This window comes from Candidatus Culexmicrobium sp. (genome assembly GCF_058356305.1).
In genome coordinates, this window is record NZ_JBTVBB010000012.1 from 107,704 (window position 1) to 132,020 (window position 24,317).

Annotated in this window: 24 protein-coding genes and 1 pseudogene; 10 read left to right on the top strand and 15 right to left on the bottom strand. The window is 33.5% G+C overall.

The window, feature by feature from the left end:
* The first annotated feature begins 66 nt into the window (after window positions 1–66).
* The 5 genes from ACW8TM_RS02900 to ACW8TM_RS02920 all read left to right on the top strand — a co-directional run bounded on the left by ACW8TM_RS02900 (window position 67) and on the right by ACW8TM_RS02920 (window position 5,314).
* Window positions 67–318, top strand: coding sequence for a hypothetical protein (locus ACW8TM_RS02900; protein WP_491531775.1), 252 nt, complete (start codon window positions 67–69; stop codon window positions 316–318).
* A 93-nt stretch (window positions 319–411) separates the two neighbouring features.
* Window positions 412–1,116: a DUF7523 family protein gene (locus tag ACW8TM_RS02905; RefSeq protein ID WP_491531776.1), complete on the top strand. Its 705-nt coding sequence runs from the start codon at window positions 412–414 to the stop codon at window positions 1,114–1,116.
* Between the two features lie 70 nt (window positions 1,117–1,186).
* Entirely contained in the window at window positions 1,187–2,401 is a 1,215-nt protein-coding gene (locus tag ACW8TM_RS02910) for an argininosuccinate synthase (RefSeq protein ID WP_491531777.1), read from the top strand.
* Between the two features lie 17 nt (window positions 2,402–2,418).
* Window positions 2,419–3,804: an argininosuccinate lyase gene (gene argH / locus ACW8TM_RS02915; RefSeq protein ID WP_491531778.1), complete on the top strand. Its 1,386-nt coding sequence runs from the start codon at window positions 2,419–2,421 to the stop codon at window positions 3,802–3,804.
* Between the two features lie 28 nt (window positions 3,805–3,832).
* Window positions 3,833–5,314, top strand: a complete 1,482-nt coding sequence (locus tag ACW8TM_RS02920) for an acetate--CoA ligase family protein (RefSeq protein WP_491531779.1) — start codon at window positions 3,833–3,835, stop codon at window positions 5,312–5,314.
* Here ACW8TM_RS02920 and ACW8TM_RS02925 read toward each other — a convergent pair.
* From ACW8TM_RS02925 to ACW8TM_RS02935, 3 genes are all read right to left on the bottom strand, one after another.
* The gene (locus tag ACW8TM_RS02925) at window positions 5,276–5,956 is read right to left on the bottom strand and encodes a hypothetical protein (protein WP_491531780.1); all 681 of its coding nucleotides are present in this window, start codon (window positions 5,954–5,956) and stop codon (window positions 5,276–5,278) included. The two genes, ACW8TM_RS02920 and ACW8TM_RS02925, sit on opposite strands and share 39 nt — an antisense overlap.
* 13 nt (window positions 5,957–5,969) lie before the next feature.
* The gene (locus ACW8TM_RS02930; RefSeq protein WP_491531781.1) at window positions 5,970–6,284 is read right to left on the bottom strand and encodes a DUF6364 family protein; all 315 of its coding nucleotides are present in this window, start codon (window positions 6,282–6,284) and stop codon (window positions 5,970–5,972) included.
* Between the two features lie 125 nt (window positions 6,285–6,409).
* Window positions 6,410–7,741, bottom strand: coding sequence for a TldD/PmbA family protein (locus ACW8TM_RS02935; protein ID WP_491531876.1), 1,332 nt, complete (start codon window positions 7,739–7,741; stop codon window positions 6,410–6,412).
* 105 nt (window positions 7,742–7,846) lie between these two features.
* Here ACW8TM_RS02935 and ACW8TM_RS02940 point away from each other — a divergent pair, with 105 nt between their 5' ends.
* On the top strand, window positions 7,847–8,398 hold the full coding sequence (locus ACW8TM_RS02940; protein ID WP_491531782.1) for a hypothetical protein: 552 nt from the start codon (window positions 7,847–7,849) through the stop codon (window positions 8,396–8,398).
* Here ACW8TM_RS02940 and ACW8TM_RS02945 read toward each other — a convergent pair.
* The 7 genes from ACW8TM_RS02945 to ACW8TM_RS02975 form a co-directional block, all read right to left on the bottom strand.
* The gene (locus ACW8TM_RS02945) at window positions 8,352–9,221 is read right to left on the bottom strand and encodes a hypothetical protein (protein ID WP_491531783.1); all 870 of its coding nucleotides are present in this window, start codon (window positions 9,219–9,221) and stop codon (window positions 8,352–8,354) included. The genes ACW8TM_RS02940 and ACW8TM_RS02945 overlap by 47 nt on opposite strands.
* 3 nt (window positions 9,222–9,224) lie before the next feature.
* Window positions 9,225–10,664, bottom strand: a complete 1,440-nt coding sequence (locus tag ACW8TM_RS02950) for an ABC transporter permease (protein WP_491531784.1) — start codon at window positions 10,662–10,664, stop codon at window positions 9,225–9,227.
* A gap of 4 nt (window positions 10,665–10,668) precedes the next feature.
* Window positions 10,669–11,667, bottom strand: coding sequence for an ABC transporter permease (locus ACW8TM_RS02955; protein ID WP_491531785.1), 999 nt, complete (start codon window positions 11,665–11,667; stop codon window positions 10,669–10,671).
* A gap of 68 nt (window positions 11,668–11,735) precedes the next feature.
* Window positions 11,736–13,841, bottom strand: coding sequence for an ABC transporter substrate-binding protein (locus ACW8TM_RS02960; RefSeq protein ID WP_491531786.1), 2,106 nt, complete (start codon window positions 13,839–13,841; stop codon window positions 11,736–11,738).
* Window positions 13,842–13,999: 158 nt separating this feature from the next.
* Window positions 14,000–14,995 (bottom strand): ABC transporter ATP-binding protein, encoded by a 996-nt coding sequence (locus ACW8TM_RS02965; RefSeq protein ID WP_491531787.1) that lies wholly within the window; start codon window positions 14,993–14,995, stop codon window positions 14,000–14,002.
* Window positions 14,979–15,932, bottom strand: coding sequence for an ABC transporter ATP-binding protein (locus tag ACW8TM_RS02970; RefSeq protein ID WP_491531877.1), 954 nt, complete (start codon window positions 15,930–15,932; stop codon window positions 14,979–14,981). The genes ACW8TM_RS02965 and ACW8TM_RS02970 overlap by 17 nt, the downstream gene beginning before the upstream one ends.
* Window positions 15,933–16,083: 151 nt before the next feature.
* Window positions 16,084–16,467 (bottom strand): hypothetical protein, encoded by a 384-nt coding sequence (locus ACW8TM_RS02975; RefSeq protein ID WP_491531788.1) that lies wholly within the window; start codon window positions 16,465–16,467, stop codon window positions 16,084–16,086.
* Between the two features lie 711 nt (window positions 16,468–17,178).
* Between ACW8TM_RS02975 and ACW8TM_RS02980 the strand changes: the two genes are divergently transcribed.
* The 3 genes from ACW8TM_RS02980 (at window position 17,179) to ACW8TM_RS02990 (ending at window position 19,583) form a co-directional block, all read left to right on the top strand.
* Window positions 17,179–18,252 (top strand): aminopeptidase, encoded by a 1,074-nt coding sequence (locus ACW8TM_RS02980; RefSeq protein ID WP_491531789.1) that lies wholly within the window; start codon window positions 17,179–17,181, stop codon window positions 18,250–18,252.
* 91 nt (window positions 18,253–18,343) lie between these two features.
* Entirely contained in the window at window positions 18,344–19,225 is an 882-nt protein-coding gene (speE, locus tag ACW8TM_RS02985) for a polyamine aminopropyltransferase (RefSeq protein ID WP_491531790.1), read from the top strand.
* Between the two features lie 40 nt (window positions 19,226–19,265).
* A complete protein-coding gene (locus ACW8TM_RS02990) occupies window positions 19,266–19,583 on the top strand; it encodes a hypothetical protein (RefSeq protein ID WP_491531791.1) in 318 nt (105 codons plus the stop codon).
* A gap of 10 nt (window positions 19,584–19,593) precedes the next feature.
* Here the strand turns inward: ACW8TM_RS02990 and ACW8TM_RS02995 are convergent, their stop codons facing one another.
* From ACW8TM_RS02995 to ACW8TM_RS03010, 4 genes and pseudogenes are all read right to left on the bottom strand, one after another.
* Window positions 19,594–20,034 (bottom strand): alanyl-tRNA editing protein, encoded by a 441-nt coding sequence (locus ACW8TM_RS02995; RefSeq protein WP_491531792.1) that lies wholly within the window; start codon window positions 20,032–20,034, stop codon window positions 19,594–19,596.
* 24 nt (window positions 20,035–20,058) lie between these two features.
* A pseudogene (locus ACW8TM_RS03000) lies at window positions 20,059–20,337 on the bottom strand (alanine--tRNA ligase-related protein); the annotation flags it as partial.
* Between the two features lie 63 nt (window positions 20,338–20,400).
* Window positions 20,401–21,705 carry a Clp1/GlmU family protein gene (locus ACW8TM_RS03005; RefSeq protein ID WP_491531793.1) on the bottom strand — a complete coding sequence of 435 codons (1,305 nt, stop codon included), beginning with the start codon at window positions 21,703–21,705 and terminating at the stop codon, window positions 20,401–20,403.
* Window positions 21,706–21,800: 95 nt separating this feature from the next.
* On the bottom strand, window positions 21,801–22,712 hold the full coding sequence (locus ACW8TM_RS03010) for a pantoate kinase (RefSeq protein ID WP_491531794.1): 912 nt from the start codon (window positions 22,710–22,712) through the stop codon (window positions 21,801–21,803).
* Window positions 22,713–22,798: 86 nt separating this feature from the next.
* Here ACW8TM_RS03010 and ACW8TM_RS03015 point away from each other — a divergent pair, with 86 nt between their 5' ends.
* Window positions 22,799–23,629 (top strand): hypothetical protein, encoded by an 831-nt coding sequence (locus ACW8TM_RS03015; RefSeq protein WP_491531795.1) that lies wholly within the window; start codon window positions 22,799–22,801, stop codon window positions 23,627–23,629.
* Here ACW8TM_RS03015 and ACW8TM_RS03020 read toward each other — a convergent pair.
* A complete protein-coding gene (locus ACW8TM_RS03020) occupies window positions 23,606–24,316 on the bottom strand; it encodes a branched-chain amino acid ABC transporter ATP-binding protein (RefSeq protein WP_491531796.1) in 711 nt (236 codons plus the stop codon). The two genes, ACW8TM_RS03015 and ACW8TM_RS03020, sit on opposite strands and share 24 nt — an antisense overlap.
* Window position 24,317 lies beyond the last annotated feature (1 nt).

Genomic DNA, 24,317 nt, shown 5'->3' on the forward strand with positions numbered 1-24,317 from the left:
TTAACAAGCTTATGATAAAACTATTAAACAAATAGGAGTAGAAAATAGAGAAATGGAGGATTATTGATGGTTGACTGGGTAGCTGATGTATTAATTGCTACATTATCATTCAGTTTAGGAGCATTCCTCACCTATGGTATAACTAGAGAGAAAATGAAAACTAAAGCCTTCGAAGAAGCTCGAAGACTTGCAATGTCAATGATGAAAGAAATGTATGAAAATGAAAGAAAGGAGTATGAAGAAAATCTAAGAAGAGAATATGAAAGAAAATTCGAAGAATGGAAAATGGAATTTATGAAGAAAATGGAAGCACAATGATAATAAGTTACAAATAACCTTACCTCGTATACTTTGAAGACAAAGTAAAATCATATGCTATCTGTCTATATGAGATATGGGAGAGGTAGAAATATGAGCAATAAAACAAGGATAATTTCAGTGGCAGAAGCTGTTAGAAGAATAGTATCTAATCATCCTATGTTGCTTGATGCAATAAAAATGAATATAGTCAACTACTCAGCTCTGGCCGAAAAAATATACTCAGAAGTCCTCAAAATAACTGGAAGAAATAAAGTGAGATTGGAAGCTATTAAAATGGCTTTAATAAGATATGGTGAAGAAATTAAGAGAAAGCATAAAATTTTGGAAAAAGAAATTATGAGGATTATTAGTGAAAGTTTATTAGAGCTTAAAAGTGATATAATTGTATTAACAGTTAAGCAAGAAGCATTAATAGATAAACTTGATGAGTTAATGGAGAATGTTATTAGAGCGAGATTCTTTCAGTTGACTCAAGGACTACGTACATTCACATTATTCTTTGATAAGAGGATTCTTCCTAAAGTTTTAGAAATAATAGGTGAAGAAAACATTGAAATTTTAATTGATAACCAATCAGCAATAATACTTGTTAGCCCCAAAGAGGTTATTGAGGTACCTGGAGTAGTATCATTCATAACATCCCTACTAGCTAGAAATAGAATAAATATAACTCAAATAATTTCATGTCATGAAGATACCATTTTAATTGTTAATAGAGAAGATGCATCTAATGCTTTCTCACTTATTGAGAACATAATTCTTCAATTAAGATCTTTAACATTAAGTTATAAATGAAACTTCGTTCCAAGTTAAGGTAACATATATTACATAATATATAACTAGAAATAATTTACAGTTTTGAATCATGACATCTCATAGAGTGGTATTAGCTTTCTCTGGTGGTCTTGATACATCAGTGTTAGTGAAGATATTACAAGAAAAGTATAAAGCAGAAGTTATAACTCTAACTTTAGATTTGGGTCAGAAAAAGAACTTCGAAGAAATAGCAAATAAATCTGAAAAATTAGGAGCTATTAAGCACTACACTTTCGACGTAAAAAATGAATTTGCAGAGAAATATGTTCTCTCAGCTTTAAAAGCCAATGCTCTATATGAAGAAAAATATCCAATCTCAAGTGCGCTTTCAAGACCATTAATCGCTGAAAAATTAGTGGAAGTAGCTTTGAAAGAAGATGCGGATGCCGTAGCCCATGGCTGCACAGGAAAGGGTAATGACCAAGTTAGATTTGAAATAACAATAAAATCTATCGAGCCTACACTTAAAGTTATAGCTCCAGTTAGGGAATTAGGCTTAACGAGAGACTGGGAGATTGAATATGCTATTAAAAAGGGGATTCTAGTCAAAATCAATGACAATCCATATAGTATAGATGAAAATATGTGGGGTAGAAGTATAGAGTGTGGCGTTTTAGAAGATCCGAGTGTTGAACCGCCTGAAGAAGTATTTGAATGGACTGTTAACCCTATAAATGCACCTGATAAACCATTATATTTAACGATTAAATTTAAGGATGGATGTCCAATTGAAATTAATAATAAAAAAATGAAACTTGTAGAATTAATAGAAAATTTGAATGTAATTTCAGGTGAACATGGTATTGGAAGAATAGATCATATTGAGGATAGGATTGTAGGGATAAAATCTCGAGAGGTATATGAAGCACCAGCAGCATTAACTCTGATAGAAGCCCATAGAGATCTCGAAAAAATGGTGTTAACTAGACATGAAGTATTCTTTAAAAAAATAATTGAGCAACAGTGGACTTATCTAGTGTATGCAGGACTATGGATGGAGCCACTAAGAAGCGATTTAGAAGCATTTATAGAGTCAACTCAGAGAAGAGTAGAAGGTGAGGTAAAATTGAAGCTATATAAAGGTTTAATCCAAATTGTTGGAAGAAAATCTCCATTAAGCTTATATGATTCTAATCTAGCAACATATGAAGCATGGAGTAGCTTTGATCAAAAACAATCTTTAGGCTTCATTGAAATTTGGGGACTACAAACCAGAATTGCACATGAAAAAATTAGACAAATAAATAAAGATAAGAAAATCTAAGAAAACTGGGAACAGAGATGTATAGAGAGAAACTTTTAGGTGTTCAACCATCTTGGATTGTACAATACATTTCTTCCATAAATGAAGATAAACAAATAGTCAAGGAGGTACTAAATGTTTTAAGAGCACATATCACTCATCTTAAGGAAAAGGAAATAATACCAGTCAATGATGCTAATGAAATATTAAAAGTAATTTTAAGATTAATAGATGATCCTACACCTCTATTTCAAGTTGAGGCTGAAGACATTCATGAAGCTATTGAAATATATTTAAAACAAAAATTAGGAGAAAAATTTGGATGGATAAGCCTTGCTAAAAGTAGAAATGACCATGTAGCTGCAGCATTAAGACTACACCTTAGAAGAAAAATCCTAGAACTAATGGATGAGATGTTAAAACTTAGAAGAAAAATAATTAGAAAATCTAAGAAACATATCTCAACCATAATGGCAGGTTACACACATTTACAACCAGCTCAACCAATAACCTTCGCTCATTATTTACTTCACTTTGAAGAAGAATTAGCAGATTATTTTGAATTATTTTTATATGTCTTGGAAGAAATAGTTAATAAGTCACCGTTAGGATCAGCAGCTCTATCAGGGTCAACAATTCCTTTAGACAGAAATGAATTAGCAAAGAAGATCAACATGGAGAAGGTCATTTTAAATACTTTAACTTCTACGAGTTCTAGAAGCTTCATCTCAATATCCTGCTCAATGGCGGTGTCTCTAATGATAACTATGAGTCGAATAGCAGAGGACTTCATAATCTGGAGTACTCCTCAATTCAATTATATTAAACCACACTACCACCACTTATCTACGAGTAGCATCATGCCTCACAAGAAGAATCCCGTAACAATGGAGATATTAAGAGCTCATTCAGGAGAAGTAATTGGGCATCTAGTAAGTGTTTTCACTATAATAAAAGGTTTACCATCAGGTTATAATCTTGATTTACAGGAGATAACTAGAAACTGTTGGAGTATTTTTGGAAAAGTAATTTCTGGAATAAAAATATTAGCAGATTTCATAGAAAGAATGGAAATCAACGCGGAAACTATGAGAAAAGATATTGGAAAATTCATGCTCTTAACTACAGATTTAGCTGAAATATTATCAATTAGACTCAAAATACCATATAGAACAATGCATCAACTAGTAGCTGAAGCAATTAAAAATAAGCATGAATTCAATGAAATGTTAGAATTTTTATCTGCCAAATTAAATGTAAAAATACAATTTCCACAAAAAATAGAAGAAATACTTGAATTAAAGAAGACGAAAGGTTCACCAAGTATTAGACGAGTGGAAGCAATGATAGAGAAAGCCATTAAAAAACTAGAAATTCATGAAAGTATAATGAGGAAAAAGAAATCTTATTTAACATATAAATAAAGTGTAAAGATGGTCGGGAGATATTCATATGACTCTAGACTACTTCTTCAATCCAAAGGGAGTGGCGGTGATTGGAGCTTCACGAGAAAGGAGAAAACCAGGACATGTAATATTTAGAAATTTCCTTGAGAATTTAATTGCCGGACAATTTAAAGGTGAAGTTTATCCAATAAATCCGAGGGCTGAGAGAATTCTTGGAATGCCATGCTATGCAAGTATATTAGAATTGAAAGATAAAGTAGATTTAGCAGTAATTGCAGTGCCAGCACATATTGTGCCAAAAGTTTTAGAGGAAAGTGGAAGAGCAGGTGTGAGAGGCGCAATCATCATAAGTAGTGGCTTTAGTGAAATTGGAAATGTCAAACTTGAAAACAAACTTGTGAACATTGCCCGTAAATATGGAATTAGGATTATTGGTCCAAACTGTGTAGGAATCTACGATGCATATAGTGGGGTAGATACAATTTTCCTTGAAGTTTCAAGGATGGTTGAGGGAGCCCCAGTATTAGCCACACCTAGACCTAAACCAGGCAAAATCGCATTAATAACACAAAGTGGAGCCTTTGGAGCAACAATTCTAGACTACATGGCGGGAAGTGGACTTGGAATAAGCAAGTTTGTAAGTCATGGAAATAGATGTGACGTAGATGAAGTAGATTTAATCCGCTATTTAGCAAAGGATGAACAAACCGAAGTAATACTAATTTATATGGAAAGCATTAAGCGTGGAAGAGAATTCTTTGAAGTAGCAAAAGAAGTCACAAAAATTAAACCCATCGTAGCATTAAAGGTTGGAAGAACAAGTGCAGGAGCTAGAGCAGCGGCATCCCATACCGGTGCACTTGCAGGATCAGATGAAATCTTTGATGCAGCCTTCAAGCAATCGGGAATAATAAGAGCTGAAGACACTGATGAATTCATGGACTTGGCAAAGGTCTTTGCCAATCAACTTCCAGCTAAAGGCGAGAGAATAGCTATAATAACAGATGGAGGAGGACTTGGAGTCATGGCTGCCGATGCAATTGAAAGACTAGGTGGGAAAATAGAAAAATTTTCTGACAAAATTCTAGCAGAACTAAATAAATTAAAGGAAACTGGTGTCCTTCCAGAATTTGCAGCAATAAGTAACCCAATAGATGTAACTGGAATTGCTACTGCCGAAATGTTTGCAAGATCTATTGAAATTGTCGGTCAAGCAGATGAAATTGATGGTATATTATTGTTTCCGTTACATCACATTCCTACATTAGAAGCAGATTATGTAGAGAGAATAGTTGAAGCTATTAAGAAATGTGTGAAACCAGTAGTTGCATGTGACGTTGGTGAAGCTGAAATGGCTAAAATGGTTAGAGCAAAATTTGATAAATTTGGTATACCAGCTTACCCTACACCTGAAAGAGCGGCTAAATCAATGATAGGACTTATAAAGTATGGAAAATATCTAGTTAAGGCTGGTGTTTATGACACATATTTAGAAAGGAAATGTAAAACGCTCCTTCAAAGAGGGTAGTTTACTTAGAGTAAGAGTTAACATTGAACCTCCAATTGTTGCTAAAATTCTTTCATAAATCATAAATGGAAAAGCGGTTGCGAAAACTTGCCAAGGCAATTGAACTTGATATACTGCAAGGTTCATCATTATTGCCTGCTCACACATAGTTGAAACAAAAGCGGTTATAACTACTTTTATCTTTTGATTCTTGAAAAACATGGAAAATGGACATAATATAAGAGCTAATATATGGGGAATAACCCAGTAAGGAAATTCTGAAATCACAAGCACAAAGCCAAGAATACAGAGACCTAAATATAAACTAACAACCACTTTTCCAATTTTATATTTCGAAAGACTCCCCAAGGCTGATCCTAAAACTGGAAGTAAAATGACAGTTGGACCAAAAATATTAGCCAGAGCCATTGGAACAACCCACAAAGTTATTAGACTTCCAATTAAAGATGTAATAAATGCTTCAATAGGATTTAAAATCAAGCCAACTGTTGGAACTATAATTAAATTCAAAGTTAATAATGAAGGTCCTCCAATAAAGGGTGAAATAGGGATAAGAGAACAAATAACATAAACTATTGAAAACATAGCCATAAAAGATATTCTATAAACCTTCATATTCCTCATATTCATTTTCCAATTCATTAAATTTCACCTTCTATTTGATTCGCCTCATTAACAAATCCTCATAAACACGTCTCATATGGAAAACTGCAGCAGCTGTTTCATCATCTAATTCACATCTACATGAATTACAGTTTGCACATTTTAACCATCCACATTTCGGACATATTTCAGCATCTTCAACAAGAAATCTCTCTCCACATTTAAAACAATAAACATGAGGATTAACATAGAATTCTAGGAAATTTTCAATTATCCTTGATAATGTCACTCCCTTATTCTTCACTCTTCTTTTAACATTATTCAACAAATCCCTATTAACGGTAATAGTCAATTTAACTCTCGACATTATACTACCTCTTACATATTAATACATAAAAGGAAATACTTATACGTTTCTAAACTTATCTCAAAAATGACGTTACATGAATTTTATTAAATTACTTGGGTGGTGCTTAGTAATTCTTTTATACATTAGAATATGTAAGCTTCTGTTATTCTAATTGGAGGACTATACTCTCCAATTGAAAGTCCCTTTTCAATTGTAAATCTTGATTCTATTTCTCTTCCAATTGCGTCAATTTTCATTAAGGATCTTTTTAGTGGTAGCTTTATTTCCCTTATTTGAACTGGCTCTTTGATTTCGCCTCGATCAATTAGCCATGCCTCTTCAGGTATTATTGTAACTATTTCAGTTAATTCAGCTTTGACTACATCTTTAACAAGAAAGCCTCTTCGAGTTTCATTAATCATTTCTTTTAGATTCCAGTCTCCCGACTTAACTCTAATGTTACTCATGAGAGCCTTTGGTGGAAAGAATAATCCTCTACCATTCCCCAATGGTTCAACATTATACATGTAAGCGCTCCATCTATTATGAATAAGGTCGACTATAAAACCGTCTTCGATTAAAGTTTTTCTTCTTGCCAGTATTCCTTCATCATCAAAGAAGAAACTTCCATAACCACCTGGTATTAATGGATCATCAAATACTGTTAATTCCTTGGAAGCAATTTTTGCTCCATACTTTATAGGTTTACCTCTTTCAAGCGCTACATCAGCCTCTAAAGTATGACCTATTGTTTCATGGAAAAAGGCAGCTGCAACCCTTCCTTCAAATATTACTGGGAAACTTAATCCTCTATAGGCGGGATTTACTCTCTTTGAAACTGCTCCCGCAACACTTCTTTTAGCTAGGTCTCTCGCTAAAGATTCAGGACTGTTGCTGAATAATACTTCTAACCCTCCACTTCCACCGAAAGATATATTTGAAATCTCCTTATTACCAGAAACAATCGTTGAAGCGGCAAAGTCGATTAAAGATTTCTCTTCAATAGCATCTGTTCCTTCACTTGAGAAAATGCTCCTCTTAATTTTACTCAATGTTACTATTACTTCCAAGTATTTTATTATCCTAGATAGTTTTTCTCTTACTCTTTCGGCAAATGTTTTGATATATTCTAGTACGTCATAGATTGATGCTTCAGAAAACGGTTTTAATTGCGGGATTCTAAATCTACCTTTAGCTACCGCTCCCTCAGCCATCATTCTAGACTCAGTATTTAGTTTAGCTAATTTTATAGCCAGCTTAGTTAATTTTTCAAGTTCAGGTTTAGTACTTGAAGCAATTCCTAACTTCCCATCAATTATAACTCGAACACCGTAGACTTTAGATTTTGACTTATTAACCTCAATAGAATTACCTCTTAATGCTTCTTCTATTTGAATTAACTCATAAGTCACTATATCTGCATATTCAGCTCCAAAGGATAATGCTTTTTCTAGGACTTTTTCATCTTGGAGCATATTCAATGGATTAATCTCACTGAAGAGAAATAAGTTTATTGGAATAGTTTAAAAGTAGATTTAGGCATTAATAGTCGAAATGGACATAATAGAGGATTAGATAACATGTCGGAGTATAAAATTTTTAGAGAAGAAATGTTAATTCCCTATCCCTTCTCAAAAAGTGGATTGTATATACGTGTATTTGGAGTCATGCTATCTACAACCATATCGATATATCTCTTACTTAACACTATAATGACAGAATTCATCTTGAGCTTTTTATTAGCATTTCCATCTTCATATGTATTCTTAACTGTATTCAAAATTTTCAAAGCAAAGAAAATAATCTTTAAACTTGAAAAAGAAGATAGATACATACAATCTAAACGTAAGGGTGAAAAATACTTCAAATTTTTTATAAAAATAATGATCCTAACCATCATGCCTTTTATAATAATGTTTCTGAGTCCAGTTGTAGGATTGGGCTTAATATTAGGTGTATTCTGTGGGCATGGTTTTTCAGAGTTAACTCATTACATATATGTTAAGGGGACTGAAAGAAAATTGAAGGGAAAAATATATTATTTCACGTCGATAACAGGAGTAAATGGATATTATTACACAGGATTTAGAATTGTGAGATTGAGAGAAAGATTTGACGTTGAAAGGTTATAGGAGTTGTCCCAAATCTAGTTTTAATGTAAATTTCAATGATAAGAGAAGTTTGAACTCTTCCATCAATCAAATTTCTTTTTAACTTAAATAGAGGCACTTCAATTACAATATTCCTTGATAAAGCTTTAAAGGGATGAGACATCAACTCTGAACCATAGAAATTTTCAGTATATGTTCGTGCTATTTCGTCTCCAAAAAATATTTTATATATGATCATTGAAAACTCAATTTCTTTTGATCCATGATTTATCAGCATATAAGTCAAATTGAGGTAAGCTTTCTCAGATTCAATATATAGATTTATTTCTCTTATTTCCAGCTTTAATAACTTAATTGAATATACAGTCGAATTATAGTCAGCATAATTGTAAGTTAGTGAGAATATGAGAAATAGTGATATTGCTATATAGCCAACCTTCACAATTACTGTCTTATTAATTATTGATGATAAATAAATACCAACTGGCAGAGATATTAGAGAAATTGGAGAAATAACAAACAATACATATACAACAGAATTTCTAAGAGAATACAGGGTTACTAATTCCGCAGCAAGATTTCCAATATTAGCTTGAATAGGATATCTAATTAGCAAAAGCGTGAGAAGTATACCGAAGCCTATTGAAGAAAGATAGCCTAAAAAGGCATGTTTCAAATCTCCTACTAAAAAACCATAGACTATGGAAATGAAACCAAAAATTACAGCATATATTAATGATTGAGCATCAATTCTACCTGTGAAAACATGATCAAATAGTATGTATGAAAAGGAAAGAGAGTAAAGTAAGCTAAACGCAATGAATAACCAGTATTTTTTTCTCATTTCTTAGCGCCTAACCCTTAATCTTGGATTTAAAATTTCATCTAGAGCATGTCCTAGAAGTACGAAGGCTAACGCTAAAAAGGTTATTGCTAGACCTGGAGGAATTATCCACCACCACATAAATCTGAAGAAAGCCCCAGCATATCGAGCGCCATAAAGCATTCTACCCCACGAAGGAACAGATGGATCTCCTAGGTTTAGGAAACTTAGAGTCGCCTCTAAAAGTATTGCACCTGGAACCCTCATAACTAAATTTATATAGACAATTGGAGTCAGTTGCGGCATTATATGACGGAAGATGATGTACATATCTGGGGCGCCGATAGCTTTAGCAGATTCTACATACATGCTGTCTCTTATAGACATTACATATGCACGTGTGTTTCTGGCGAAACCCATCCAGCTAAATAGAGCTATTAAAGCTATTTCCAAATAGAGACTCTTCCCTATAAAGACACTTATTGCAATTATTAATGGTAATATAGGGGTAAATAGCAGTGTATCAGTAAAGTACATTAAAATTTGATCTACTACGCCGCCTTTATAACCTGCGATAATACCGACAACAAGGCCAATTGAAACAGAGATAACTGAAGCTAGCACTCCAACAAGTAGAGAGACCCTAGTTCCATAAACTAAATTTGAAAATAGATCTGATCCGAGATTATCTGTTCCAAGCACACCATAAAGTTTACCATAAATTCTAAACTCTTTAGCCCCAAACCTTACCTTTACATAACCGTTTCCCTTGGCAGTAAATATGGAAGCAACTATTTTCAATGTATAAGTACCCTGTGTGTCAAATATTTTTTCACCGAGATCATCATGAGGAGAATAACCAAGTTTAAGTTTAAGTGAAATATCACGAGCATCGTATGTTTCAGGTGTGTCGAGACGAGTCAAATTAACAGCTATGGACATGCTATCATAAACTTCGAACTCCTTTCCGTTAGGATGAATAATGTAGCATTTTATTCTTACATAGCTTCCAATTGAATTGTAGATAGCAATTTGATATGGTATCTTTCCACTAAACCGGTCGGGCGGTTTATAAGTATAATCAAAGCTATATTCAAACACTGCAGTTTTAATGGGAGAACTATCATTGGAAAATGCTATTAATTCAATCATTTCGTTGTCATTACTTAGATCTAGACCCTCACTTAAACTCTTAATATTCCAATCATCAAAATCTATTTTTAAATAAATATTCCTAGGAAGATTACTATAATCAGAAAAAATTGAAAACCATTCAGGATACGCGTAGCTGTCGGCTAATCCTGTTTCATTTGGATCAACTGGAGCTATTAAAGGAGCAAAAATAGCTACAAATATATATAGTAATAGAATGCCAAAGCCAAGGAGACCAGTTTTATGGAGTCTAAGCTCAGTCAAAAAGCTTTTCAAAGCAATGATTTTTCCTCCTCGATAAAATTGCTTCATAATTCTACCTCAACCTCACTCTAGGATCAATAAAAGCGATCACTATATCAGCAATATATAATGCAAAAACTGTCAGAATGACTTGAATGAAAAGTACTGCTTGTACCACAGGGTAGTCAAATTGTGTAGCAGCAGTAAAAAGCCATCTCCCAACACCATACCATGAAAAAACAGTTTCAGTGATAACTGCACCAGAAATTATTCCTGGGAATTCTAATGCTAGAATGTTTATTACTGGTGCAAGAACATTCTTTAAAACATGTTTGATCATCACTTCTCTCTCAGTTAATCCTTTAGCCCTAGCAGTCAAAACATAATCTTCACCTAACTGGGTGAGAAAAAGGTTTCTAATGAAAAGTGCAAATCCACCTACGCTTGTGATAAGTAGAGTTGTAAGTGGAAGCGCCATATGCCATAGAAGATCTGAAATATATCTTACAGGGTCTCTTGGAGGAGGTCTACTTATAGTTCCAGCAATTGGAAACCATCTTAAATGAAAACCAAAGATTAGTAGCATTAAGAGACCAACATAGAAAAGGGGGAAAGCGCTTACAAATATACTTGTTCCAATAACAGATGCATCGAATCGAGTTCCCCTCTTAGAAACAACAATAATCCCAATAATTAAACCTAATATTATTGTCAATACAGTAGAGGTACCAAACAAAAGTATTGTATTAGGAAGACGCTCCATCAATTCAATAAAGACAGGTCTCCTAGTATAGAAAGAGTACCCCATATTACCTGCAAATAAGGAGAGGACATATTTCACAAATTGAGAAATAAGTGATTCATCTAATCCAAATTGTTTTCTTATTAATTCCCTTTGAGCTTCAGTTAAATTTGGATTTAAGAAAAAGAAAGACGGATCAATACCTAACACATAATATGGCAATACTCTCAATAAGAGGAACTGGAGAGTCAGGGATGACATTATAACTGCGGCTCGATCTATAGCCCTCTTACCCATATATTTAAGTAAACCTGCGCCTCCTACACTCATATTATTGACACCACTTGACCATAATCATTAAAAGTATAAAAAGAAAAAAGGTTTTCTCAGCTACTAACTCATGACCTCTTCTTTAACCATACTAGTGCAATTATCACTATGATTACTATTACAATCCCAGCTAATATCTGAGGCAGATATCTTTGCCATAGCGGTAAAACTGTCACAGTTACTGAAACTGTTCTTCGAAGCTCACCTAAATCTAATGGTTGAGTAGCTGTAACTCTCAGTTCATAATCGCCTTCAAGCCCTCCAGTATCTATCTCAGCAGAATACACACCATTACCAACATGACTAGCGGTTACAGACTTAGCAACTTTACCATCACTTATAAGTTCAATAGTAACAGTAGCATTCGTAACAACATTTCCTGTATAATCTGTTACTGTAAGCTCAATCTTCAATTTGTCACCTGAGTATACAACTTCATCATATTTGCTTATAGCGGCAGTTAGACCCTTCTCAGGATGACGTTTCCAATACCTCGTATTCCATGTTAACAGTATGTATTCACCAAGCTTTCTCTCCTTGAAGATGAATGGTCCAGTTCCAATCAGGCATGTTAAGCCTTCAATTGTTGGATGATCAACTTTACTTGGATCCCAAGCCTCCCATCCACCATGCTCTGCAAGTAAAGTTTCATTACCCCATATGTGCATTGGAACTATAGCCACGTTTAAGTCATATAGATAGGCCCAACTTGTACCATTAATGTATACAGCAATAGTATAATCATCTATTACCTCAGTTTTAACCATTTTTTCAAAAGCCTTTGCATACTGCTGCGTCGGTTTGTTTTCTTTTATAAACCAGAATGTAAAGTTAACGTCATAAGCTGTGAATGGTTCACCATCATGCCAAGTAGCATTTCTAGCTAAATAGAAGGTTATCTTCGTTCCCCTTGATCCATTAATATCAACTTCCTCCATGATCCACTTTTCAGCAAGCCATGGATAATCTGAAGATACTTCTTCTGGGTCTGCGAGGAAGAGGCTTTCGTAGACCATTCCTAAAACTTGCCATTCATCCCCAGTCAACGCTGTAAATGGATTAAATACTCTTGGATCTGATCCAAGTGCTTCTCTAAATCTTCCACCAAATGGCTTTGGAATCTTATGTATGTCGAGTAAAGTAAAGTAATGTTGACCGCCTACAGGTTGATTTAGAACTATTCCTGCAACATCACTTCTAAAGCCTACATTTCCACGTCCCATGTAAATTGGAATATAAGGCAGTAGCTCTGAAACTTTCTCTTGTGCCTTCCATAACCAATACTGAGCTTCAGTTATATTTGCAGTATAATAGAAATTCTCTAAGTATTCATCTAACTCTGGATCACTTATACCCCAGAAATTCCATGAACCGCCAGTTCTAAATAACTCATAAGCTAGAGTTGGGATTCGTCCCCAACCCAAGTATAGGATAAATGACTTGAAGGTCTTAGCATAAATTTGTGAAACAAGTGCTTGAAACTCGATGGCCTCAATTTCGAGGGGAAGTCCAATACTTTTCGCATCCTCAATAATATGCTGAGCCTCCTGGAAGAGCCATGGAGCCTGCTCTGCTGGTGGAACTTGAATATAAAATGTTGGGAGTTCATTTCCATTGGGGTCGTACCACTTATTTTCCTCTTCATTATAAGTGAAACCTGCATCAAGCAACACTTGTTTCGCCAACTCTTTACTATACGGATAGGATTTGACGTTAGGATTTGACCATGCACCGAAAGCTGGTGGAATAGGTGACTCTGTTGGATAACCAAATCCTTGGAAAACTTCTCTAATGATCCAATTTCTATCGATTAGGTGTGCAACTGCCTGTCGAATAGCTGTATAATTCCAAGGGTACTGTTGTGTGTTTATACCTAGAAATTGTAAATTAAATGTTTGATAGGATAATATGTAAATGTTGGGGTCATCCTTTACTTCTTCAAGTCTTGTTGCTTGAATATAGGCAGTGTCAATTTCACCTGCCTTGAAAGCCATAAGCTCAGCATCATAGTCAGTTATTATAGTGTATAGATATTCGTCGACTCTTGGGCCGTAGGGCTCCCATTTCCAGTTTTCCTGTTCAGGTGGAATTTCTCCAGCATATGTTATAGGCATGATGATTATAATCTGTAGAAGAACTAACAGTAATCCTAAAGTTCCACATAGTTTCCTCATCTTAGTTCACCCTTTCATATACTTAGGCTATAATTCACTTAGTCTTTAACTTCTATTTATAAATTTGTGCACTTTAGAGTAGAATATATATTGTAAATGAACGGTTATACTATTCCCTATTCCATTCCAATCATCTAAATGGAATAGATGATTAGCAATCATTTATGTAAATGACAGGCAACATAATGTCCTTTTGAAACCTCAACTAACTCTGGCTTAATCTTCCTACAAATATCCATGGCATATATGCATCTAGGGTGAAAACTACATCCACTGGGCACATTAATTGGCGAAGAAATTTCACCCCTAATTGGAATATCACCTATCTTTTCATGAGGATCAGGTGTTGGTATAGCAGATATTAGAGCTTTAGTGTAGGGGTGATAAGGATGATCTATAACTTTTTCCACTGATCCAAGTTCAAATATTTTACCAAGATACATAATTCCAATTCTATCACAAATATACTTTGCAACTGCTAAATCATGCGTAATAAATAAGAATGTTAATTTGTGCTCATCCCTTAACTTTAACATTAAATTTAGTATCTCAGCTCGAATTGACATATCCAACATCGATACAGGTTCATCAGCTACAATGAATTCAGGATTAAGAATTAATGCTCTAGCAATAGCAACTCTTTGACGTTGTCCTCCACTCAGTTCATGTGGCCTCCTATAAAGGAATTCTTCAGGCGGCTTTAATTCAACATCTTCAAGAATTTTAGTAACCAGTTCAAACCTCTCCTTCTTATCCCCAATTTTGTGAATTCTTAATGGCTCCTCCACTATGTCATATACACTCATTCTTGGATGAAGCGACTCATAGGGATCTTGAAAGATTATCTGAGCTCTTTTTCTGAATTCCTTAAGTCTTTCACGGTTATACTCAAGAATGTTTTCACCTTTAAAGAAAATTTTACCAGCTGAGGGTTCAATTAACCTTAAAATAGTTCTACCAGTAGTAGTTTTACCACATCCAGATTCACCTGCTAAACAAAAAATTTCCTTTTCGTAAATGGTGAAGGTTACCCCGTCAACAGCCTTAATATAGAGTTTAGGCCGCCTCATTATTAAGTCTATTATACTAGGTCTTACTGGAAAATACTTTTTTAAATTAATTACCTCTACAACAGCTTTATCTGAAATCAACATCCTTCAACTCCTCAAATCTATGACATTTAACATAGTGACCTTTAAACGCCTTAGTAAAGTCAGGATCCTTTTCAGAGCATAAGTCAATTTTAAATGGACATCTAGGATGAAATCTACAACCTTTTGGAGGATTAAGTAAATTGGGAGGAACACCTGGTATAGATTTAAGTTTACGTCTCCTCTCTTTTACACTTGGAATAGAAGATAAGAGAGCCTTTGTATATGGATGTAAAGGATTATCGTAAACATCAATTATATTTCCAAGTTCAACGATCTGCCCAGCATACATTATTGCAATTTTATCACTAAGCTCACTAATCATCGAAATATCATGAGAAATTAATATTACAGACAATCTCAATTTTCTTTGAATATCCTTTATAAGTTTAAGTATTTGAGCCTGAACAATTACATCAAGTGCAGTTGTAGGTTCGTCAGCAATAAGTATTTCAGGATTTAAAGCAAGGGCCATAGCAATCATTGCTCTTTGACGCATACCACCACTAAATTCAAACGGATAACTCTTAGCTCTAGAGGGGTTAATACCCACCATTTCAAGTAATTCTAAAACCCTCTTCATAGCCTCCTTTTTACTAATTTTCTTATGGATCATGATTGCCTCAGCTATTTGATCACCAACTTTTATAACTGGATTTAACGCGTTCATTGCACCTTGAAAGACTATTGAAATTCTCCTCCATCTTATCTCTCTTCTAAACCTTTCAAGATCCATATTTAGAATATCCTCACCATTAAGAAGTATCTCTCCACCATAAATTTTACCATTAATCGGCAAGAGTCTAAGAATAGTTATTGCAAGACTACTCTTACCACAACCCGATTCACCAGCAATGCCAAGAGTTTCTCCTCTATCCAAGGAAAATGAAACATCATCCACTGCATGAACTTCCCCTTTACCCATAATTTCATAGTACATTTTCAAGTCTTTGACTTCAAGTAGCAAATATAACGCCCCCATCATTCAAGATGTCAAAACCATAATTAATTTAATCATATTTTCCACTCGTAATATATATCTTTAACAACTCTAGTTGACATCAAAATCTCCATCCTATGGAAATAATATATCACTTCCTTAATTCTTCAAGTACTCTCTCCCTAAGTTCTATATATCTAGTATATCGGCTATCATTCTTCACGGCTTTAAAGACTTCGTCAAAATTAATTAGCTTAATCATCTTATCCGGTACACTCCCAGACAAAAGAGAACTTCTCAACCTTTCCTCCACATGTATAACATTTTGATTCTTCAATTGATCAATAGCTCTTTCAAATTCATCTTCATCTACTGGTTTATTGTCACCTAAACTAGCCCTGAAGCCGCCTAACTCAAGAAAAAGTTCACTTAGCCATAATTGACCAAAGTATAGGCTTAAAATTCTCACTATATCCCCCATTAAAACTGAAAAATCGTCTACTCCTTCTAGAATATCACATATCTTACCGCTCACTTAATCACCACAATAGAATAAAAGATAATAGAGTTATTTAATTTATTGTACACAAATTTTAGAATATTAATTCCTCAAACACTGCAAAGATCATTCTTGCAGAAATAGAATAAAGTCTTGTTTATCTGGCTACATTTAATTTTCATCGTATTGTCTAATTCCACATACTGGATGGAAACATATTTACTTTATTTTCATTATTGTTATGATGCGCTTAAATAACGATAATGCTTAAATAAGTAAAATCAAAGGAAGTGGAGACTTTACTTTACAGTGTTTCTCTATGATCTCTCGGTTCCTTCTTGTGCAAGTGTACGGGTAATGAATGGGTATTTAGTGGTAAAAGTGTGATAGAAATTAACTCTGCATTTTCTAATAATTCATGAAAATTCACATTCTCTATTAGACTTATATATTACCATTCATTACCATGTTTAAGGTAATATAAACTTTATCACAATCTCTTAAAGATAAATGAGCTTGACTCACCACATATAGGACGTACATATTCAACCAATAGCTCTTGATGACATATCCATACAATTCGATCTAAAATGTGGATACATTTCTACTCCCCAATTTAACGATAACATTAATCTAGTACATATTGAACTTGAAGTACTAAATTTTGAATTGATAAGCTACAAACTAAACTCTATAATCGCAATAGAAATAATAGTTTGACTCTAAAATTTAATTGGTGAGAACATAATGATTGATGAAAAACTCAGAAAAGTAGCACAAATCCTTGTTGATTATTCAACTGAAGTAAAGAAGGATGATAGAATACTGATCAGAGCTGACCTTGAAGCAAAAGACTTGGCTCTTGAAATTTATAGATTGAGCCTATTAAGAGGCGCTCATCCATGGATCAAAATAATTTTGCCAAATCAAGACTATATTTTCTATAAGTATGCAAGTGAAGAGCAATTGAAATGGTTTCCAGAGCATGAATACTTCGAAATAAAAAATACAGATGTCTATTTTGCAATTAGAGCACCAACAAACTTAAGAGAATTCATAAACATTAATCCTAAAAGACTAAGTGAAAGACTAAAAACTTTAAAGCCAATTAGAGATTGGAGAGTTGAAAAGACAAGATGGGTTGTATTCTATTATCCAACAAATGCGCTTGCACAAGAAGCTGAAATGTCTCTACCAGAATTTGAAGAATTCGTATTCAATGCATGTCTAGTAGACTGGAAAGAATTATCTAAAAAACTCTGGAAAATCAAAAAACTACTTGATGCAACAGATAAAGTTAGAATAATTGGAGATGAAACAGACCTAACATTTAGCATTAAGGGAAGGAATGCCCTAGTAGCTGACGGAAAGAAAAACATGCCCGATGGAGAAGTATATACTAGCGTAGTTGAGAATAGTGTAAACGGTTACATAAAATATGAAATCCCCGCGGTAAGATTTGGAAATGTAGTTGAAGACATAATGTTAAAGTTTGAAAATGGAAGAGTTGTAGAAGCCAAAGCATCAAAAAATCAAAAATTCCTTGAAGAAATGTTAAATACTGATGAAGGAGCAAGGAGAATCGGAGAATTTGGAATAGGTTTAAATTACAACATCACAAGATCAGTCAAAAACATATTATTTGATGAAAAAATAGGTGGAACAATACATTTAGCCCTCGGAAGAGGCTATAAAGAAACACTGAGCAGAAATGAATCTGCAATACATTGGGACATGATTAAAGACCTCCGCAAGAATGGGGAAATATACTTTGATGGAAAATTAGTAATGAAGAACGGTGAATGGCTTATCCTAAAATAAATACCCCAAATTTTTGTTGATAATCTTTTAGCCCTATAAGAACTCATAATAACCATTATAACACTGGAAGAACAATAGAATAATGATGAAGATGGAAAAGGGAATCATTGAATTAAATGGAGAAAAATTTTATGTTGAACCATTGGCCAAACACACCCTCACATTAACAAAGATAAAGAAAATATATTTCTCAAAAAAATCGAAGTTCCAGTTAATTGAAGTAATTGAAAGTTATGACTATGGAAAAGGACTATATTTAGATCATAGTTCACAATTCTCAGAAATTGACGAACACATTTATCATGAAGTCTTCGTTCATCCAGTAATGTTGAGTCATCCAAACCCAAGAAAAATACTAATAATAGGTGGAGGAGATGGAGGCGTACTTAGAGAAGTATTAAAGCATAACACAGTTGAAAAAGCCGTTCTGGTAGAGATAGATGAGGAAGTTATAAAGGCGGTTAAGGAATATTTACCCTTCATACCTCAAAATGCATTTGAAGACCCAAGAGCTGAAATTATAATTGAAGATGGAGTTAAGTACATTAAAAATACAAATGAAAAATATGACGTAGTGATTATGGATGCAACAGACGACATAGGCCCATCAGTTCCATTATACAAAGTTGAATTTTATCAATCAGTAAAAAATATTCTAAATGACAGAGGTATATTCATAACACAGGCATTAGGATTAGAACAACATAAGGGTGCATTAGAAAAAATATACTACGATTTAAAAAAGGTATTCAAGCTAGTTGACTTCTACTATGTATTCATACCATCATTCTGTAATAGATGGGGATTTGTATTTGCATCGGATCATTATAATGTTATGGAAATGAAGAAAGAGGAGCTTGAAGAAAGATTTAAAAGAAGAAGTATAAAAACGAAATACTATAATCCAGAAGTACATATCGCACTCCAAATTATGAGAAAAACTATTAAACTAAAAACATATGAATTGATATAAAAGTAAAAATATTTATTCAATAATGTGAGATAATCTTGAAATGATAAAAACAAATTTAAAATGTCCTAATTGCGGTGAAAAACTTAAATTAGATACCACAAGACACATTATAACTGAAACATTCATTTTAGCACCACCAATAGAACCAACAATCGAAGTATTATTCTGTGAAAAATGCGGAAAAACCATAAAAATCAATCCAGCAGACATTGAAAGTAAAAATAGAAAAAATGATCAAATATGTACATACTGCATATACTCAAAGAAAATGGGAAACCAAATTAAATGTATGAGACTTGGAGTAATTATAGATGCAAGAGAAAGGATTGTAAAATGTGAATGCTTTCAAGAAAAATAATAGTTTATGGTTAGGGTTCAACTGTAAATTCTATTCTTACAATACCTCTACCTTTACTTGCTCTCTTGAGAAGCTTTATTTTTACAATCTCCCCAGTTCTTCTTACATGTGTACCTCCACATGGAATTGCAATCCAATCTTTAATTTCAACAATCCTAATTTTACCCTTCAATTTATGCTTTTTTCCATATAGATCTAGACTTTCATTATATTTTTCTAGATAACAAATTGCCTCATCTATCGTCATATATTTTATAGTAATAATTCTATTTTCACTTACTATTCTATTTGCTATTTCCTCTATTTCAGGAAGCATTTCTCTCTTAATTAAAGCTCTGAAATCAAGTCGTCCACCCCTAACATTTTTTCCTGCACTTACACACGCTATAGGTGAGCTAAAATAGGTTCTTACTGCTTGAATTAATAGATGAGCAGCAGTATGAATCCTCATTAATCTGTATCTTCTATCCCAATTTATTATCCCTTTAACCTTTTCACCATTGATTATTAAACCTTCAAGTGTTCCTTCATGAATTATTCTTTCAAGGTCATCTTCATATACCTGTTCAACTATTAATTTTCCATTTTGGCCAATTATAACACCTGTATCTTGAGGCTGTCCACCCCCTATAGGATGGAAAGCTGTTTCATTTAGGATTAGAGTTGCCTTTCCATTAAAATATTTAATGTTGAGTACTCTCGCACTAAATTCTTTAACGTAGGAATCATTAAGATAAATTTTCTTTGTAGTCAGGAAGAACCACCGCCCATATCAATAATTTAATTATTGGACAGCCATAATTTTATTTCTATCATTTTAAATGAATTGAGGTTTAATCCATTCCTCCTCTCTAAATGTATTCACATTAATTTTAAGTTGGCCGAAGAACATTATTGTATCATTATTGAAATTTGCATTAGTTAAAACTTTAAATTTCTGATTCTCAAAGTCAATATCAACTATTATTCCTAAATCGTCTAAGAATTTCTCTTTACTCTGAAAAGCTACTAGAAAATTTTTAAAGTAGGACTTAGATCGAATCTGTACTTGCTTAACATTAAAAAGTCTTGCAAGTTTACTTTTAACAACTTCATTTACTGAGCTATCCTCACTAGTTATTATGAGAAGTGAATCAGAAGTTTTCTCACCGTAAATCACAGTTGTTTTGAGTATTTTTGATAAGTACTCGAAACTGGACGGTGAAATCCTATTACCAGTTAGCAGTATTGTTCCAATAGTTGTAACTTTGTCAAAGTTTAATTCTTTAACCGTTGCTCCGCTAAACCATTCCTTATAAATATATTCTCTAATTAGACGTCTCTCCTCTCTACTTCTAGACTTAGCATGTTCTGCTGTGCTTACACGGTAAACTTGATATTTTTTCTCAGCCCATTTTAAGATTGGTTCAAGCTCGTCTTTTCGCTGTATACCAATGACGTAATCAGGTTGAATAGTAGCTATCTTAAAAATCTTGAAATCTTTACCCTTCCCAGAAATCCAGCCAGTAGTGTCAATTAAGACTGCATCGCAATTTTCATCGTAAATTGCCATATTTAACAACTGAATAATAGCTGCAAATACTCGATGAAGTAAACCGGAAGGTGAAGTTGAACCTATAAAGACAGCATCTATCATTTTAACTTTATTTAGAGAGACCACAGGCTTTTCAATCACACCTAACCCTATCGTTGTAGGTGGACCTATATCACTTTGCCCTACATCAGCATCAATTATTCCAATCTTCGAACTTTTTTGTAAAAGTTTATTTGCGAGAAAAGTTACCAGGCTAGTTTTACCAACATCCAATCCACCAAGAACAATTATTTTAACAGTTTTATCCTTAGTCAGTGAGAGTGTATCTGCAAGAGATCTCCAGTCGAAAGGAATAGTATCCTTTGCAATTAATGAAATTTTACCATTAAAAACTTCAATTTCACTCCTCTTTAAACAATATAGTGGCAAGGCTTTGTAAGGATATATTTCAATTTCAGCTCCTTTTTTAAAAATGGCTCCAAAAATCTCCACTTCACCAGATTTTATCCTAGCTATAGATGGCCCTTCAACAATTAAAGTACATCCTCTATTTACGTTAACTTGTAATGAAGTGTTCGCTGTACCCAATAGTGATCCTCCAATAGGGTATTAACTGTGTATTACCAGTGGAAGTTGCAATTTTCAATTAACTGTAACAAATTTTAACTTATAAACTCTAGGATTTAAACTGCAAGATATCTAGGACCTCTAACATCTAATTTTGCTACAATGATATCTTCTTCACGAAAGAAGTTTCTAAATACGTTGAATACTCTATTGAAATTAGCTATGCTAACCAATGCATGTACAGCTTCACCTATCATGTTTTGAGTAACTCCAATTGCCCCTGCATCTTCAACTGCTTCAATAACCCTTTTAACTCTATCTGTCATTAAACCTGACTTTAGAGCAAATATTTTACAACACTTCATGAAATTTTCGGGTGAGACATCCTTCAGAATTTCTCTTAGAGTTTGCTTTCCAAGTCTGTTAATGTATTTGAGTCTTTGCTTATTAGCCAAAACATTCTTCGTAGATATAGGGCCGAATGCTGCGGAGATAACTAAGTATTCATCTTCACAGATAGGAATTCTATCAACAACACCTATGCCAGGTGCACCGGGTTTTAACGCTAATCTAAATCCTCCGCCAATAATACCAGCCACAGTTCCTAAACCTGTTTTACACTCTAAATCTACAATATGTGCTACTCTTGCAATTTGAAGATAAGTCATCTTTAAGTTAAATGCCTTAGCTAAAGCTAATGAAATAGCCAATGCACTTGCCCCACTAGTCCCAAATCCACATTCAATTGGAACTTCAATTTTCTGTCTAACAATGAGTCGATACGGTTTAAGATCCTTAGGCAACATTAAGTCAACAATCTTCCTCAAAATAAATGAGTCCACTTTAACTTTGTTAATATAATTTTCAATTACAGTTTCATCACTATTAAAGTCTACTTCAACATCAACATATACGCCCTTATCAATAGTGAAACCTCCACCATAAGCACCACATTTTAATGGATCCTTAACAATATATGACGCAAAAAAGCTAGAGATAGCTGAAGGTGAAAATACACTTATATTCATTGTAACTCACACAAAAGTAATTAATAAATTGGATAGATAAGTTAATTGCCCATTCAAATTTAATGTTAAAATGAAAGGGTATAGTCATGGCTAACTATAAAATTATAGTTAAAAAATTTGGGAAGATTAGAAATAAAGAGATAAATGAAATTCTAAAGATAATTCATAAATGCTATGAGAAATCAAATATAAAACCATTGATAACTGATTTATACTTATTCGAAAATAGAAGTCAAATGATTAACTTTCTAAACTATATAAGCGAAAAAATAGGAGGAAGAATGTTTTTAGGCATTGAGAAATTCTATGCTCTACATGACGCATGGTGTGGAAATCCAAGAATAATGATTGGAGTCGATATATTAAGAGAACTGCCTAAAAAGGTATGCGTAGGCGCTATACTGCATGAAGTGGCACATTCAATTCTACATGGAAAATTAGAATATTACATCTTTGTATGCCCCGAAATATTAAAAGAAAATTTTAACAAGGAAATCGCATCACAAATAACATATTTACTTTCAGTTGCACTAAAAGATTATGAAGTAACACAATTTCTATTGGAACTAAACTTTACTGTGGAACAAACCTCCTTCATAGAATATTTATTAACACCTACCCAAGAGGAAATTAGTGAATATGTCTTAAGTAATATTAGCTTGGAAGCTACAGCTATAGCTATAGCGTCAATTTTGAAAACAGTAATGTGTGCACTTCCATTAGCTAAAATTAATGAAAGTATTATGAGAAAAATAAAAGAGTATACGAAATATTTACTTACTGAACATTATCCAATAATTTATGGAATATTAGAGAATTTAAATGATAAAATTGAGAGAAAACATAGCTTTAATGAAAAGATTAGGATACTAAGTAGAATATTTATAAGCAATTTACATCGTTATTCCAAGGTATAATTTCCCTAGTTCAGGATGTCTTAATAATTCTTTAGCATCTCCTTCGAACATTATTCTACCACTAACTAATAAATAAGCTCTATCTCCAATTTCCAACGCCTTTCTAGCACTTTGCTCGACTACAACTATTGTTAAACCAAGTGTATCTCTCAATTCTATAATTTTACTTAAAACTTCAAAGGTAATTTTAGGAGCTAAATGTGCAGTAGGTTCATCAAACATCATTACTTTCGGCTTCCTTAGGAGTGCCATCGCCATGGCGAGCATTTGTCTTTCACCACCACTTAGTGTTTTAGCCTTCCTTTCCATGAATCCTTTGAGAACAGGGAAAACATTGAGAACCATTTCTAATCGATCTTTAAATTCATTTTTATCAATCATATAGCCAGCCATCACTAGGTTTTCTTTTACTGACAAATTGGTGAAAACACTTTCAAGTTGAGGAAGATAAGCTATACCTATCTTAGCTCTTTCATGTGGTGGCAAGGTTGTAACATCTCTATCTTCAAATTTAATTTCACCAGAGTAAATTGTGGTGAGACCCATGATTGTTTTGAGTAATGTTGATTTTCCACTTCCGTTTGGGCCGACTATAACTGTTATTTCTTTAGGTCTTGCCAGAAAATCTACATCATATAGTACGTGAATTTTGCCGTAACCAGAGTTCAAATCTTTTGTTTCAATCATA